Below are 15,577 nucleotides of genomic sequence, written 5' to 3'. Positions count from 1 at the left end.
GAATTTGCTTGGCGACCATAGCGTTGTGGACCCACCTGACTCCATGCCGAACTCAGCAGTGAAACGCAATAGCGCCGATGGTAGTGTGGGGCTTCCCCATGTGAGAGTAGGACATCGCCAGGCTTGAATTTAGCAAAACCCGGTTCGTAAGAGCCGGGTTTTTTGCGTTTGACCTTTCCACGCTTTCACATATCTACGCGGTAAATCAGCTCAAGCGCTATATACGTCATTTCTGGTTGGCTTTGCGATGTTACGAAAATCTTTGGGAATTAAAGATAGCTAAAAAGCCCTGCTTATAAGGGCTTTGGAGTTATGGATGAAACTCTTCTAGGGACTGGATGATATGAATGCCGTACTCTTGCATTTGTTGACATGCGAGTTGGGTCGTTTCTTCTGCAATGCCTCGACATGCATCTAGGTTAACCCAAACATCAAACTTACCGTGCTGTTTTAGCTGAAGTGCAGTCGTCTTTACGCAGTAGTCAGTGGCTAGCCCCCCAATCAACACCGTATCAACTGAATTAGCTTTTAGCCATTCGATGAGTCCGGTACTGAGCTTTTCCTTTAGATCATGGAAGCACGCGCCATAAGGGTGAAGATCTGGCTCGATCCCTTTCCAGATAACATGATCGTATTCAGTAATTGCTGGAAGCCCAGGTATAGTCTGGAAACCTTCTGTCCCCGGTACTGCATGGGAAACCCATGTTAAATCAGCATTGGGATGAGACAAAGGAGCAAGCATTTTGTTGTGACTGTCGACAACCCATATCGCGGTCGCGGGATGGGCGTCTTTCGTGAGAACACGATAGGTGGCGACTTCGGCCTGGCTGTTTAAGGCAGGCGCTATCAAGTGACCCTCTGTGACCGGAAGCTCTGAGGGGCACAGCGGTGTAAAGGTTCTTTGTGGGTCGACATCTATGGCTGCAATCACAAGGCTCTCTACTACATGATCTGTTTAAGGATATGATCAGCTTTAACCCGCTTGATGCGTTTTAAGAGACGCTTTACAGCAAGTGGGTATTCTTCGATATTTTGTATCTGCTGATAACTACCAATTAGCTGAGTATGCTCAAGAATCTTATCGATTTCTTGCGACTTTTGTTCTTCGAGTAGCCGATTGGCATCATGAACCAATATGGCATTCTCCAGATCAAGCTTCCAAGCTCTTGGATTCAGGTTATTCCCAGTAAGCAGCATATAACTTCTGTCTACCCAGATCCCCTTGAGATGGAAGCTGTTATCGTTGTGCTTCCAAAGGTGAATACGTAACTGGCGTTTTGCAATTGCCGATTCATTACGTTGAGCAAAGTTACGCATGTTGTTTTCGTAAAGATAAGGCAATGCAGAGATAGTTTTAAACGGCTCTTCAGGCGGTGAATAAAAATCGTTAGCCGTCTTATCCCCCACAATCAAGGTCACCCTGACATCACGGGCAAGCGCGCGACGGATCTCTCGCGTTACACTGCGCGGTGGGTTGAAGTAAGGTGTACAAATGATGAGTTCATTTTTAGCACTGGCAATAAGACGACAGATTTGGGTATTGAGGAAATTCTTCCGTTTGCCCAATCCAACCATTGGAGTAATGCCAATCTGGTTTTCTTTGATTTGCTGTGGGATAAACTGGTAAGTGGCTTTTTGTAGTCGACTGCGAAGATCCCTAATGGCAGGCTTCAGTACTTTGGTATCTGGGCGATTAGGTTGAGCCAGACACGTTACTGCATCACTCGATACCAGCGTGTTGCCGATGAACTCTGCCATACAGTTTGCGAGAGATTTGTTTTCCAACACATGGTAACGGTCGTAACGGTATCTCTCGTGCTGTGCGAGATAAACGTCATTGAGGCTTGCACCGCTGTATATCACTTTGTCGTCGATAACAAAGCCTTTCAAGTGAAGCACACCAAAGACTTCTCGGTTACGGACTGGTACACCTAACACATCGATTTTGTGTTTATACTTTTCTGCGTAGCTTCGATACAGCGCCGCATTACCATCAGACTTCTCTGCACCAATCAGGCCACGTTGAGCACGATGCCAATCAACCAATACTTTGATATCGAGAACCGGATTTTTCTGCTTCGCCTCATAAAGCGCATCAAGCACGCTCCGGCCCGCCTCGTCATCTTGCAGATAAAGAGCCACGAGATAAATACGGGTTTTAGCCTGACTGATTTCACTAAGCAGACGCTGTCTGAAAGACACCGCATCAAAAAGTGTTTCAAGTTGTTCAGGTTGATGCGCTATCCGCGGTAGCTGGTCGATCAACTGCCGATTTGCAGTAGCTGAATCCATTGTTACCTCATGTTGTGCGACCGTACAGGGTCAGGTTACGCGTAATTTAACGGAACATTGTACCAGAAATTAGCAGTTTTCAACCGACTCTGATGCGTTTGCGCTCTCGCTTTTATTGTCTGGCTGTTTGAATCTCATTGGCACGAGATCTTTACCGCTATTGCAATAGCTTTTGTAACGACCGGCCAGTTCATCTGGCAGCTCACTTGTTTCGATCATTTTGAAGTCATTCCTTTCATAGAGGGGGACCAGATATCTATATGCCAAGCAGAAGCACACTTTGGAAGATGTCTGGTCATTACATGCATTGAGTAGTTCGTCACCAATACCTTTTCCCCGGAAATCGGGAATAACTAACATCCCAGTAAGGAGCTGAAATGTTTCAAACTGTTTGAAGCGGACACTTGCCAATAATTGGTTTTCACTCTCTGCGGTCCAGATAACTTCATCTTTTTTTGGCTTACCTGCGGGGTAATGAGATTTATAAAGTCTGGCTACCAAGGGAAAGCGAATCGGGTTGAGGGGCGTAAATCGTAAGTTGTTCATTATCAAATCACTGCGAAGTGTGCACAGATACGCTAGTATACACCGCAATTGTCCTTTACTGGTGAACCAGACAGAGAATGAAGACGCTGTCCGACACTTCCTTGAAATCATTTCATACATTCGGGCTTGATGTCCATGCCAAGAGCGTGATTGAAGCCGATTCCATTGATGACTTAAAAATGCTTTGGCTGGATGCGGAATATAAAGATCTGCCAAAACTGATGCTCGGTGAGGGAAGCAACCTTCTTTTCTGCGAGAGTTTTGATGGGCTGGTTGTTCTCAATCGGCTTAAAGGCATCCAAGTGACCGAGGACGACAACTTTTGGTATCTCGACGTAGCTGCGGGAGAAAATTGGCACCAGCTTGTCAAATGGACGCTTGATAACGGTATGCCAGGTCTTGAAAATTTGGCTCTTATTCCGGGATTAACTGGCTCTGCTCCTATTCAAAATATCGGCGCTTATGGCGTTGAGCTTAAATCTGTGTGTCAGTACGTGAATGTACTGATGGTCGAGAGTGGAGAAGTCAAACGCCTCAGTGCTGACGAGTGCTTTTTTGGTTACCGAGACTCCGTTTTCAAGCACACGTTAAAAGAGAAAGCGTTGATTGTTGGTGTCGGATTACTGCTGAGAAAAGATTGGCAGCCTGAAACTAGCTATGGTGCTCTATCATCGCTTGCGGAGTCAGGAGAAGTCACCCCGCAGCGTTTATTTGAGCGGGTCTGTGAAATTCGCTCAAGCAAACTCCCTGATCCAAGGCGCATCGGTAATGCAGGCAGCTTCTTCAAGAACCCTGTTGTCAGTATTGAAAAAGCCGATGAACTGGCACAGCTTTATGTGGAGATGCCAAGGTATGCGGCAGGTAACGGTTTTGCCAAACTTGCCGCTGGTTGGTTAATTGATCAAGTCGGCCTGAAAGGCCAAACAGTAGGAGGCGCGTCAGTTCATAACAAGCAAGCGTTAGTGCTGACCAACAGTAATAATGCAACGCCCGCTGATGTTGTGGCTCTTGCTCATCAGGTTGTGCAGACAGTACGAGACCAGTTTGGCGTTGAGCTTGAGCATGAAGTGCGCTTTATCGGAAAAAATGGTGAAACAACGTTGGAGCAGGTATGCCCGCAGTAGACCACACCCCCCGCCTTGCTCTTATCAATTTACTGTCTGACGGTGAATTTCATTCTGGCGAAGATCTTGGTACCGCATTGGGTATGAGCCGCGCAGGCATAAGCAAACACATCAAAGTCATTCAGGAATGGGGGCTCGATGTCTATAAGATCCAAGGTAAAGGGTATTGTTTAAGTGCTCCGCTTGATTTGTTGGATGAGCAAGAGTTGTCAGCGAGAACAAACAGCCCATCCGTTTCATTGTTACCGATTATCGATTCAACCAATCAATACCTTATGGATCGCATGGGTCAACTCGACACAGGCAGTGTCTGTCTGGCCGAGTATCAAGAGGCAGGTAGGGGCAGAAGGGGCCGCCGCTGGCTATCGCCGTTTGGCGCGAACCTTTATATGTCGATGTACTGGAAACTTGAAGCGGGCATGGCCGCAGCTATGGGGCTAAGCTTGGTCGCGGGTGGTGTCTGTGGCCAGAACGTTGAATCGCCTCGGCGCTTCCGGTGTGCAGGTCAAGTGGCCTAACGATATATATTGGCAAGACAAGAAGCTTGCAGGGGTATTGGTTGAAATGACTGGTCAGGCGGGAGGCGCCGCGCATCTTGTCATCGGTATTGGCCTCAACATCTCAATGCGAGAGGAGTCAGAGAACATTGATCAGCCATGGACGCGGTTAGAAGATGCCTGTGACGCCATGCCAGATAAGAATACGCTGACAGCGGCATTGATTAACGATTTGACTGATGCGCTGAGAGATTATGAGGCAAATGGCCTGAGTGCTTTCGTGGGGCAGTGGCATAAGCTGGATAACTTCAATGGCAGGCCTGTAAAACTTCTGATGGGAGATAAGGAGGTGAAGGGTATCTCCAGAGGTATCAACGAGCAAGGTGCGATATTGCTCGAGACGGAAGAAGGTATTATTCCCTACCTCGGCGGTGAAATCAGCCTTCGCGGCACTGAAGGCTGAATAGTGTTACTTACGTAATTTGACCGTCTGTACGGCGTGGTTAGTTCCTTTCTCAAGGATCAGCCCCGCCCTCTCTTTTGTTGGCAGGATATTTTCTGCAAGGTTCTTTCCGTTTATCTCATCCCAGATAGACGCTGCCTTTTTCAACGCTTCTTCTTCATTAAGCTTGGCGTAATGATTGAAGTAGGAGTGTGGATTTTGGAAAGCGCCCTGTCTGAGTGCCATAAAGCGCTCGACATACCAGGTTTTGAGCAGGTCGCTGTCAGCATCAACGTAAATAGAGAAGTCTAAAAAGTCTGAAATGAAGACACGGTGCGGGTCGTGAGGGTAATCCATCCCGCTTTGTAATACGTTCAACCCTTCAACGATCAATATGTCGGGCTGCTCAACGATTTTCACTTCATCAATAATGTTGTAGGCAAGGTGTGAATAAACGGGCGCCTCAACAGCTGGCTTAGCTGACTTAACATCGGACACGAATTCGACCAGTTTGCGAATATCGTAAGACTCAGGGAACCCTTTCTTACGCATCAAGCCTCGGGCTTTTAGCACCTCATTGGGGTAAAGGAAGCCATCAGTGGTCATGAGTTCCACTTTGGGGTGTTCTGGCCAGCGCTCTAATAACGCTTTCAGAAGACGTGCCGTGGTACTTTTCCCTACGGCAACACTGCCCGCGATACCAATAACGTAAGGAACATTTCTATTTTCCCTGCCAAGAAATTCACCAAGAACTTCCGTCCGGCCTTTTCTGGCTTTTACATATAGATTGAGTAAACGGGAAAGGGGCAGATAAATGTCCTGAACGTCATCCATGGTGAGATGTTCATTGATCCCCTGCAGTTTTCCGAGGTCTGCTTCATTCAGAGTCATAGGCACAGCGTTACGCAGTTCAGCCCACTGCTGGCGGTCGAATGAAAGGTAGGGGGTTAAAACGTCACTCATTGTTTTACTACATCTCCTTTGAGTAAGGACAGCGACAATACCGCATGTATGGCCTGAGTAAAAGTGAGCATAAAGTTTTGACGTCTCAAGATTAAAAAGAAAGTTTTGCGCAATTGGTTAATTAATACGCCATCAAGACAGAATTGCCATTATTTTTCTATTTTACTATTGCAACGCCAAAATCCATCGCATAGAATGCGCAGCACTTGTCGCCGGCTTAGCTCAGTTGGTAGAGCAACTGACTTGTAATCAGTAGGTCGCCAGTTCGATTCCGGCAGCCGGCACCAAACAATTTAATAGGTGGGATTCCCGAGTGGCCAAAGGGATCAGACTGTAAATCTGACGGCTCAGCCTTCGAAGGTTCGAATCCTTCTCCCACCACCATATTTCAAATAGTTTGAATAGCTCTACGAGAAACTGAAAGCGGGCATCGTATAATGCTATTACCTCAGCCTTCCAAGCTGATGATGCGGGTTCGATTCCCGCTGCCCGCTCCAATTCTTAAAGTGCTGATATAGCTCAGTCGGTAGAGCGCACCCTTGGTAAGGGTGAGGTCCCCAGTTCAAATCTGGGTATCAGCACCATCCTTTCTCTTCCAAGTTACTTCAAGCCATTTGTAATATTCGCAACAAAACTTATGTTTGTGGTGTGTGGTCGTAATGCCACCAAAATACCGTGCTTAGAGGGACTGTCATGTCTAAAGAAAAATTTGAACGTACGAAACCGCACGTTAACGTTGGTACTATCGGCCACGTTGACCACGGTAAAACAACTCTGACTGCTGCTATCTGTACTACGCTGGCAAAAGTTTACGGCGGTGAAGCAAAAGACTTCGCGTCAATCGATAATGCGCCAGAAGAGCGTGAGCGTGGTATCACTATCTCTACGTCTCACGTAGAGTACGATACTCCTTCACGTCACTACGCACACGTAGACTGCCCAGGACACGCCGATTATGTTAAAAACATGATCACTGGTGCTGCGCAAATGGACGGTGGTATCCTGGTTGTTGCGGCAACTGACGGTCCAATGCCACAAACACGTGAGCACATCCTACTGGGGCGCCAGGTTGGTATCCCTTACATCATCGTATTCATGAACAAGTGTGACATGGTTGATGATGAAGAGCTGCTTGAGCTGGTTGAGATGGAAGTACGTGAACTTCTGTCTGAATACGAATTCCCAGGCGACGACTGCCCAGTGATCCAAGGCTCTGCTTTGGGTGCACTGAACGGCGAAAAACAGTGGGAAGACAAGATTGTTGAGCTGGCTGAAGCACTGGATTCATACATCCCAGAGCCAGAGCGTGCAATTGACCTGCCGTTCATCCTGCCAATCGAAGACGTATTCTCTATCCAAGGCCGTGGTACTGTTGTAACCGGTCGTGTAGAGCAAGGTATCATCAACGTTGGTGACGAAGTAGCAATCATCGGTATCAAAGAAACTACCACGACTACTTGTACTGGTGTTGAAATGTTCCGTAAGCTTCTTGACGAAGGCCGTGCGGGTGAGAACGTTGGTGTTCTTCTGCGTGGTACCAAGCGTGACGAAGTTGAGCGTGGTCAAGTACTGGCTAAGCCTGGTTCAATCACTCCGCACACCAAGTTCGAGTCAGAAGTATACGTTCTGGTCAAAAGAAGAAGGCGGCCGTCATACTCCGTTCTTCAAAGGCTACCGTCCACAGTTCTACTTCCGTACAACTGACGTGACCGGTACTATCGAACTGCCAGAAGGCGTTGAGATGGTAATGCCAGGCGACAACATCAAAATGGTTGTAGAGCTGATCGCTCCAATCGCAATGGACGAAGGTCTGCGCTTCGCAATCCGTGAAGGTGGCCGTACCGTTGGTGCTGGTGTTGTAGCGAAAATCGCAGAATAAGATTTGACGACACACTAGCAAAAAGGGCATCATTTGATGCCCTTTTTGTGCGCTAAAGGTCTGGGTAATCCAACTTTTTACCCATTTGACCTCGCCAAAATTGATTGGAAAGGGAAAATAGCAGGTTTTTCGGAATTAAATCTCTGTTTTTCTGGTTAGATCACCTCGCTCTCGCGAGGTTGTTGTCGTCTATGAATTAGACTAGTTACAGGTAGAATGTATGAAAGCGAACAATGCTGAAGCGCCATCTGGGTCAATGGACAACCTGAAATGGGTTGTTGTTATTGCCTTGCTGGCAGCCGCGGTAGTGGGAAATAGCCTGTACAGTGATGTGTCCGTTGTGATTAGAGCCGCAGCAGTCGTCGTGTTGGTTGCCGTCGCTGGTGGCATAGCAGCATTAACGACAAAAGGTAAAGCTGCGATCGAGTTTGCACGTGAATCGCGTATGGAAGTGCGTAAAGTGGTATGGCCCACACGGCAGGAAACTTTACAGACAACTTTCATCGTTCTGGCTGTCACTGTCGTCATGTCGCTCATCCTGTGGGGCATCGACGGTATCATGGTCCACCTGGTCAACCTTATCACCGGTGTGTGAGGAAAGAGTACATGAGCGAAGCTCCTAAAAAACGTTGGTATGTTGTTCAAGCCTTCTCTGGATTTGAAGGCCGTGTAGCCAAGTCGCTAAATGAACATATCAAAATGCACGAGATGGAAGACTACTTCGGCGAGGTACTGGTACCTACTGAGGAAGTGGTCGAAATGCGTCAGGGTCAACGCCGCAAGAGCGAGCGTAAGTTTTTCCCTGGTTACGTGTTAGTTCAAATGATCATGAATGAAGATTCTTGGCACTTGGTACGTAGTGTACCTCGTGTGATGGGCTTTATTGGTGGTACGTCTGATCGCCCAGCACCTATCTCTGACAAGGAAGCCGATGCAATTCTTAACCGCCTTGAGCAGGCAAGTGCATCTCCTGTGCACAAAACTGTTTATGAAGCTGGTGAAGTGGTCCGCGTTACTGAAGGACCGTTTGCTGACTTCAACGGTGTGGTTGAAGAAGTGGATTATGAGAAGAGCCGTGTTAAGGTTTCTGTCTCTATTTTCGGACGTGCAACTCCAGTTGAACTGGAGTTTGGTCAGGTAGAAAAAACCTGATCGTTTTTTGTTCGAAAGGTATTGCTTAGGGCGCGGAATTTGAATACAATTTCGCGCCCTTTTGTTAAACGGGGAGTCTGTTCGCAAAAAAACAGACGTTTGAACCCAAATTTAGGTATTTAGTAATGGCTAAAAAAGTAGAAGCTTACATCAAGCTGCAAGTTGCAGCTGGTATGGCTAACCCAAGTCCACCAGTTGGTCCAGCACTGGGTCAACACGGCGTTAACATCATGGAATTCTGTAAAGCGTTCAACGCACGTACAGAATCTATCGAAAAAGGCCTGCCGACTCCTGTTGTTATCACCGTATACAACGATCGTTCTTTCACTTTCGAAACTAAGACTCCACCTGCAGCAGTTCTGCTGAAAAAAGCAGCTGGCATCAAGTCTGGTTCAGGTCGTCCTAACACTGAGAAAGTTGGTACTGTTACTGACGCTCAGGTTCAGGAGATTGCTGAAACTAAAGCGAAAGACATGACGGGTGCCGATATTGAAGCGATGAAACGCTCAATTGCTGGTACTGCTCGTTCAATGGGCTTGGTAGTAGAGGGTTAAGACAATGGCAAAACTGACTAAGCGCATGCGCGTTATCCGTGACAAAGTTGATGTTACTCGCGAGTACGAGATCAACGAAGCTGTTGCTCTTCTAAAAGAACTGGCTACTGCTAAATTCGTAGAAAGTGTTGATGTTGCAGTAAACCTCGGCATTGATGCACGTAAATCAGACCAAAATGTACGCGGTGCAACTGTACTGCCACACGGTACTGGTCGTGATATCCGCGTTGCGGTATTCACTCAGGGTGCAAACGCTGAAGCTGCTAAAGAAGCCGGTGCTGACATCGTTGGTATGGAAGACCTGGCTGAGCAAGTTAAGAAAGGCGAGATGAACTTCGACGTAGTTATCGCATCTCCAGATGCAATGCGCGTTGTTGGTCAACTAGGTACTATCCTGGGTCCACGCGGTCTGATGCCAAACCCTAAAGTGGGTACTGTAACCCCTAACGTTGCTGACGCGGTTAAGAACGCGAAAGCAGGTCAGGTTCGTTACCGTAACGACAAAAACGGCATCATCCACACTACTATCGGTAAAGTAGATTTTGACGCTGACAAACTGAAAGAAAACCTAGAAGCTCTGTTGGTTGCGCTGAAAAAAGCAAAACCTGCTTCTGCTAAAGGTACTTTCCTGCAGAAGATCAGCCTCTCTACTACCATGGGTGCTGGTGTGTCTGTTGACCAGAATACTCTGGAAACCAGCGCAAGCTAATTGCCTGAAGCGGCAGCTTATAGTATAATCTGCCGCTTCAAAATTCATGGCTGAGTCCAACTATGTTGGATTTCGTCCAAGACCGTAGGCGTTATGTCCTTTTGTGGCAATAACTTAATATCTACCTACGTAGACGGTGCCAGAACATGATAGATATTTTTCTTTCTTGGATCTGCGCCGTAATTACTCTCCTGCTGTGAAGCAGCGAGTGGTGTAAATATAATCCAGGAGCAAATCCAAATGGCATTAAACCTTCAAGACAAAAAAGCAATTGTTGCTGAAGTCAACGAAGCTGCCGGTGTTGCCCTGTCTGCAGTTGTAGCTGATTCTCGTGGCGTTTCGGTTGACGCGATGACTTCTCTACGTAAACAAGCGCGTGAAGCGGGTGTTTACATGAAAGTTGTTCGTAACACCCTAGCACGTCGCGCAGTAGAAGGTACCGACTACACGTGTCTGCAAGACACTTTTGTTGGTCCTACTCTGATCGGTTTCTCTAACGAGCACCCTGGTGCCGCTGCGCGTCTTTTTAAAGACTTCGCAAAAGAGAACAAAGATTTCGAAATCAAAGCTGCTGCATTCGAAGGTAACCTGACCGACGCTGAAGTACTGGCGACCCTGCCAACTTACGACGAAGCTATTGCACGCCTGATGATGTGCATGAAAGAAGCTTCTGCTGGCAAGCTGGTTCGTACTTTTGCAGCACTTCGCGACCAAAAAGAAGAAGCTGCGGCATAATTTGCCTTGCTTTTAACTGGTTGCTATTTAAACTAATTGTTGACTTTAAAGAGAATTGTTATGTCTATCACTAACGAGCAAATCCTAGACGCAGTTGCAGAAATGTCTGTAATGCAAGTTGTTGAGCTTATCGAAGCTATGGAAGAAAAATTCGGCGTTTCTGCAGCAGCAGCTGTAGTAGCGGGCGGCGCAGCAGGCGGTGAAGCTGCTGAAGAGCAAACTGAATTTGACGTAGTTCTGACTGCTGTTGGCGGTAACAAAGTTGCTGTTATCAAAGCAGTACGTGGCGCAACTGGTCTGGGCCTGAAAGAAGCTAAAGCCGTTGTTGACGGTGCTCCAGCTCCGCTGAAAGAAGCTGTTTCTAAAGAAGAAGCAGAAGCTCTGAAAGCGCAACTGGAAGAAGCTGGTGCTTCTGTTGAAGTTAAGTAATTCTTACTTAATTTCCTAGCCTGAAAAGGCTAAGGCTGGTGGCTAAATAGCCACCGGCCTTTTTGCGCTGTAGGGTAGTAGTGAATTTTACACCCCGTTTAGTCACTACTAACCATGCAATAACACTGGAAATTTCCTCCAGTGTACCTACAGTAAACGGTGGTTGTTTAGTTACTGTCCATCACTCTGGACAGTTCGGGTCACTTATCAGCGAGCTGAGGAACCCTATGGTTTACTCTTATACCGAGAAAAAGCGTATCCGTAAGGATTTTGGCAAGCGTCCACAAGTGTTGGATGTGCCATACTTGCTGTCGATCCAGCTTGATTCCTTTCAGAAATTTATCGAGCAGGATCCAGAAGGGCAATACGGTCTTGAAGCTGCCTTTCGCTCTGTCTTTCCAATTCAGAGCTACAATGGCAATTCCGAGCTGCAATACGTTAGCTATCGTCTCGGTGAGCCAAGTTTCGATGTCAAAGAATGCCAGATTCGCGGTTTAACGTATTCTGCGCCACTGCGCGTAAAATTACGTCTGGTGATGTTCGACAAAGACGCACCGGCTGGCACCGTAAAAGACATTAAAGAGCAAGAAGTCTACATGGGTGAAATTCCACTCATGACTGACAACGGTACCTTTGTCATCAATGGTACTGAGAGGGTTATCGTATCCCAGCTGCATCGTAGCCCGGGCGTCTTCTTCGACAGCGATAAGGGTAAAACCCATTCCTCTGGTAAGGTGCTCTATAATGCACGCATTATTCCTTACCGCGGTTCATGGTTGGATTTCGAATTCGACCCGAAAGACCTCGTCTATGTTCGTATAGACCGTCGTCGTAAGCTGCCTGCGTCTATTATTCTTCGTGCACTGGAATACACGACAGAGCAAATTCTTGATCTGTTCTTCGAAAAGATTAACTTCGAAGTTCAAGGAAAGTCTTTGGTGATGGATTTGGTTCCAGACCGTCTGCGTGGTGAGACTGCCAGCTTTGATATTGAAGCGAACGGTACGACTTACGTCGAAAAAGGTCGTCGTATTACTGCACGCCACATTCGCCAACTGTCGAAAGACAATGTTGAGCAGATTGAAGTTCCTGTTGAGTACATCGTGGGCAAAGTAGCTGCACGTGACTACATCAACGAGGAAACGGGCGAAGTGATTGCAACAGCGAACCAGGAATTGAGCCTGGAAATGCTGGCGTTGCTGTCACAAGCGGGTCATAAGAAGATTGAGACGTTGTTTACCAACGACCTTGATCACGGCCCATATATGTCAGATACCCTGCGTACTGACAGCACAACTGATCGCCTGTCTGCGCTGGTAGAAATTTACCGCATGATGCGCCCAGGTGAGCCACCAACGCGTGAAGCTGCCGAGCAACTGTTTGAAAGTCTGTTCTTCTCTGAAGATCGCTACGACCTCTCTGCTGTAGGTCGTATGAAGTTCAACAGCTCACTGATCCGTGAAGAAATGACGGGTCCAGGCACGCTGAGCCACGACGACATCATCGATGTTATGCGTAAGCTTATCGATATCCGTAACGGTATCGGTGAAGTGGATGACATTGACCACCTTGGTAACCGTCGTATCCGTTCAGTTGGCGAAATGGCTGAAAACCAGTTCCGTGTTGGCCTAGTACGTGTTGAGCGCGCTGTTAAAGAGCGTCTGAGCCTTGGCGATCTTGATGCCATCATGCCTCAGGATTTGATCAACGCGAAACCTATCTCTGCGGCAGTAAAAGAGTTCTTCGGCTCTTCTCAACTGTCACAGTTTATGGACCAGAACAACCCACTATCAGAAGTGACGCACAAGCGTCGTATTTCTGCTCTGGGTCCAGGTGGTCTGACGCGTGAACGCGCAGGCTTTGAAGTTCGAGACGTACACACCACCCACTACGGTCGTCTGTGTCCTATCGAAACACCTGAAGGTCCAAACATCGGTCTGATTAACTCACTGTCCGCGTTTGCGCGTACCAACCCGTATGGTTTCCTTGAGACACCATATCGTCGTGTTGTTGACGGTAAAGTGACTGATGATATTGATTACCTCTCTGCTATTGAAGAAGGCCAGTTCGTTATCGCACAGGCAAATGCTGTGCTGCACGAAGATGGCTCATTGGCAGAAGAGCTGATTACTGCTCGTCAGAAAGGTGAATCAGGTCTGCACTCACGTGAACACGTTCAGTACATGGACGTTGCAACCAACCAGGTTGTATCCGTGGCAGCGTCTCTGATCCCATTCCTCGAGCACGACGATGCGAACCGTGCACTGATGGGTGCGAACATGCAACGTCAGGCCGTACCGACTCTGCGTGCTGATAAGCCGCTGGTAGGTACGGGTATTGAGCGTGCGGTAGCGGTCGACTCTGGTGTAACTGCAGTAGCTAAACGCGGTGGTGTTATCCAGTCTGTTGATGCATCACGTATCGTTGTTAAGGTTAATGAAGATGAACTGGTACCGGGCGAAGCGGGTATCGACATCTACAACCTGACCAAATACACCCGTTCTAACCAGAACACCTGCATCAACCAGCGTCCAACCGTACTGCCAGGCGAGCCTGTTGCACGCGGTGACGTTCTGGCTGACGGTCCCTCTACGGACCTTGGTGAGCTGGCACTTGGCCAGAATATGCGTATCGCGTTCATGCCTTGGAACGGTTACAACTTTGAGGATTCCATCCTCGTTTCTGAACGTGTTGTTCAGGAAGACCGTCTGACCACGATTCACATTCAGGAAATTACCTGTACAGCACGTGACACCAAGCTGGGTAGCGAGGAAATCACGGCAGATATCCCTAATGTGGGTGAATCTGCGCTGTCAAAACTGGATGAGTCTGGTGTTGTCTACATCGGTGCTGAAGTGAAAGGCGGCGACATTCTGGTTGGTAAGGTAACACCGAAAGGTGAAACTCAGCTGACGCCAGAAGAGAAACTGCTGCGTGCGATCTTTGGTGAGAAAGCATCTGACGTTAAAGATTCGTCTACTCGTGTACCAAATGGTGTTTCGGGTACTGTTATCGACGTTCAGATCTTCACCCGTGACGGTGTTGAAAAAGACAAGCGTGCTCTCGAAATTGAAGAGATGCAGCTGAAAGAAGCCAAGAAAGACCTGACAGAAGAGTTCGCGATTCTGGAAGGTGGTCTGGTTGCACGTGTTCGCACTCTGCTTGGTCAAGCGGGTTATAGCGAAGACAAGCTGATGAACATGGATCGTCAGACCATGTTGTCACAGACGCTTGACGATGAAGCACAACAAACTCAGCTGGAGCAACTGGCTGAACAGTACGATGAGCTGAAAGCTGACTTCGATAAGAAGTTTGATACCAAGCGTCGTAAGATCACTCAGGGTGATGACCTACAACCAGGTGTCCTTAAAATTGTTAAGGTCTATCTGGCTGTTAAACGTCGTATCCAGCCTGGTGATAAGATGGCAGGTCGTCACGGTAACAAGGGTGTAATTTCTAAGATTAACCCTGTTGAAGACATGCCTTACGATGAGAAAGGTCAGCCTGTCGACATCGTACTTAACCCGCTGGGTGTACCATCGCGTATGAACATCGGTCAGATCTTGGAAACTCACCTTGGCCTTGCGGCGAAAGGTATCGGTGACAAGATCAACCAGATGCTCAAAGAACAGCAAGAGCTGGCTAAATTCCGCGAGTTCCTGCAGAAGGTTTATGATCTGGGCGATACACGTCAGAACGTCGATATTGCGACGTTGTCTGATGATGAAGTTCGTACCCTGATTTCGAACTTGCGTGGTGGTCTACCGATCGCAACACCAGTGTTCGATGGTGCGCCAGAAGGCGCAATCAAAGAGCTGTTAAAACTGGGTGACCTGCCAGAATCTGGTCAGCTTAACCTGTTTGATGGCCGCACTGGTGAGAAGTTTGAGCGTCCTGTAACTGTCGGTTACATGTACATGCTGAAACTGAACCACTTGGTTGATGACAAGATGCACGCCCGTTCTACCGGTTCTTACAGCCTAGTTACTCAGCAGCCGCTGGGTGGTAAGGCTCAGTTCGGTGGCCAGCGTTTCGGTGAGATGGAAGTGTGGGCGCTTGAAGCATATGGCGCAGCATACACCCTTCAGGAAATGCTGACAGTTAAGTCGGATGACGTGAACGGCCGTACGAAGATGTATAAGAACATCGTCGATGGCGATCACCGCATGGAACCGGGTATGCCGGAATCTTTCAACGTACTGCTGAAAGAGATCCGCTCGTTGGGTATCAACATCGAGCTGGAAGACGAGTAAGC

General features: G+C 47.9%; 12 protein-coding genes, 4 tRNA genes, 1 rRNA gene and 2 pseudogenes. 15 read left to right on the top strand and 4 right to left on the bottom strand.

The genetic code is table 11. The annotated features are described in order from the left end of the window. Positions 1 to 7: 7 nt before the first annotated feature. Positions 8 to 123 (top strand): 5S ribosomal RNA (gene rrf, locus CS022_RS16250). A gap of 187 nt (positions 124 to 310) precedes the next feature. Here rrf and CS022_RS16245 read toward each other — a convergent pair. The 3 genes from CS022_RS16245 to CS022_RS16235 form a co-directional block, all read right to left on the bottom strand. Beyond that, complete coding sequence (locus CS022_RS16245) at positions 311 to 931, bottom strand: nicotinamidase (RefSeq protein ID WP_129123165.1); 621 nt, start codon at positions 929 to 931, stop codon at positions 311 to 313. An 11-nt stretch (positions 932 to 942) separates the two neighbouring features. After that, positions 943 to 2,292, bottom strand: a complete 1,350-nt coding sequence (pssA, locus tag CS022_RS16240) for a CDP-diacylglycerol--serine O-phosphatidyltransferase (protein WP_129123164.1) — start codon at positions 2,290 to 2,292, stop codon at positions 943 to 945. Positions 2,293 to 2,361: 69 nt separating this feature from the next. Beyond that, complete coding sequence (locus CS022_RS16235) at positions 2,362 to 2,838, bottom strand: GNAT family N-acetyltransferase (protein ID WP_129123163.1); 477 nt, start codon at positions 2,836 to 2,838, stop codon at positions 2,362 to 2,364. Between the two features lie 77 nt (positions 2,839 to 2,915). Here CS022_RS16235 and murB point away from each other — a divergent pair, with 77 nt between their 5' ends. Further along, positions 2,916 to 3,962, top strand: a complete 1,047-nt coding sequence (murB, locus tag CS022_RS16230; protein WP_129123162.1) for a UDP-N-acetylmuramate dehydrogenase — start codon at positions 2,916 to 2,918, stop codon at positions 3,960 to 3,962. Next, positions 3,950 to 4,922 (top strand): annotated as a pseudogene (birA, locus tag CS022_RS16225) (bifunctional biotin--[acetyl-CoA-carboxylase] ligase/biotin operon repressor BirA). The gene murB and the pseudogene birA overlap by 13 nt, the downstream one beginning before the upstream one ends. A 6-nt stretch (positions 4,923 to 4,928) precedes the next feature. On the opposite strand, the gene coaA reads toward birA, so the two are convergent. Further along, positions 4,929 to 5,864, bottom strand: coding sequence for a type I pantothenate kinase (coaA, locus tag CS022_RS16220; RefSeq protein WP_129123161.1), 936 nt, complete (start codon positions 5,862 to 5,864; stop codon positions 4,929 to 4,931). Between the two features lie 211 nt (positions 5,865 to 6,075). Here coaA and CS022_RS16215 point away from each other — a divergent pair. The 12 genes and pseudogenes from CS022_RS16215 to rpoB all read left to right on the top strand — a co-directional run bounded on the left by CS022_RS16215 (position 6,076) and on the right by rpoB (position 15,575). Next, positions 6,076 to 6,151: transfer RNA gene (locus CS022_RS16215), tRNA-Thr, on the top strand. Positions 6,152 to 6,163: 12 nt separating this feature from the next. Then, a tRNA-Tyr gene (locus CS022_RS16210) sits at positions 6,164 to 6,248 on the top strand. A gap of 39 nt (positions 6,249 to 6,287) precedes the next feature. Further along, positions 6,288 to 6,361, top strand: a tRNA-Gly gene (locus CS022_RS16205). 11 nt (positions 6,362 to 6,372) lie between these two features. Then, positions 6,373 to 6,448: transfer RNA gene (locus tag CS022_RS16200), tRNA-Thr, on the top strand. A 109-nt stretch (positions 6,449 to 6,557) separates the two neighbouring features. Then, a pseudogene (gene tuf / locus CS022_RS16195) lies at positions 6,558 to 7,743 on the top strand (elongation factor Tu). Positions 7,744 to 7,963: 220 nt separating this feature from the next. Further along, positions 7,964 to 8,338 (top strand): preprotein translocase subunit SecE, encoded by a 375-nt coding sequence (secE, locus tag CS022_RS16190; RefSeq protein ID WP_129123160.1) that lies wholly within the window; start codon positions 7,964 to 7,966, stop codon positions 8,336 to 8,338. Positions 8,339 to 8,349: 11 nt separating this feature from the next. Further along, entirely contained in the window at positions 8,350 to 8,895 is a 546-nt protein-coding gene (gene nusG, locus CS022_RS16185; protein WP_129123159.1) for a transcription termination/antitermination protein NusG, read from the top strand. Between the two features lie 125 nt (positions 8,896 to 9,020). After that, a complete protein-coding gene (rplK, locus tag CS022_RS16180; RefSeq protein ID WP_129123158.1) occupies positions 9,021 to 9,449 on the top strand; it encodes a 50S ribosomal protein L11 in 429 nt (142 codons plus the stop codon). A 4-nt stretch (positions 9,450 to 9,453) separates the two neighbouring features. Next, positions 9,454 to 10,158 (top strand): 50S ribosomal protein L1, encoded by a 705-nt coding sequence (gene rplA / locus CS022_RS16175; RefSeq protein WP_129123157.1) that lies wholly within the window; start codon positions 9,454 to 9,456, stop codon positions 10,156 to 10,158. A 240-nt stretch (positions 10,159 to 10,398) separates the two neighbouring features. Then, positions 10,399 to 10,893 (top strand): 50S ribosomal protein L10, encoded by a 495-nt coding sequence (rplJ, locus tag CS022_RS16170; RefSeq protein WP_129123156.1) that lies wholly within the window; start codon positions 10,399 to 10,401, stop codon positions 10,891 to 10,893. Between the two features lie 60 nt (positions 10,894 to 10,953). Further along, positions 10,954 to 11,322, top strand: a complete 369-nt coding sequence (gene rplL / locus CS022_RS16165) for a 50S ribosomal protein L7/L12 (RefSeq protein WP_129123155.1) — start codon at positions 10,954 to 10,956, stop codon at positions 11,320 to 11,322. Positions 11,323 to 11,549: 227 nt separating this feature from the next. Then, positions 11,550 to 15,575 carry a DNA-directed RNA polymerase subunit beta gene (gene rpoB, locus CS022_RS16160; protein WP_129123167.1) on the top strand — a complete coding sequence of 1,342 codons (4,026 nt, stop codon included), beginning with the start codon at positions 11,550 to 11,552 and terminating at the stop codon, positions 15,573 to 15,575. Positions 15,576 to 15,577 lie beyond the last annotated feature (2 nt).

It is taken from the genome of Veronia nyctiphanis (assembly GCF_004116385.1).
In the GTDB taxonomy this organism is placed as follows: Bacteria; Pseudomonadota; Gammaproteobacteria; order Enterobacterales; family Vibrionaceae; genus Veronia; species Veronia nyctiphanis.
This window is presented reverse-complemented; position numbering and strand designations above follow the sequence as displayed.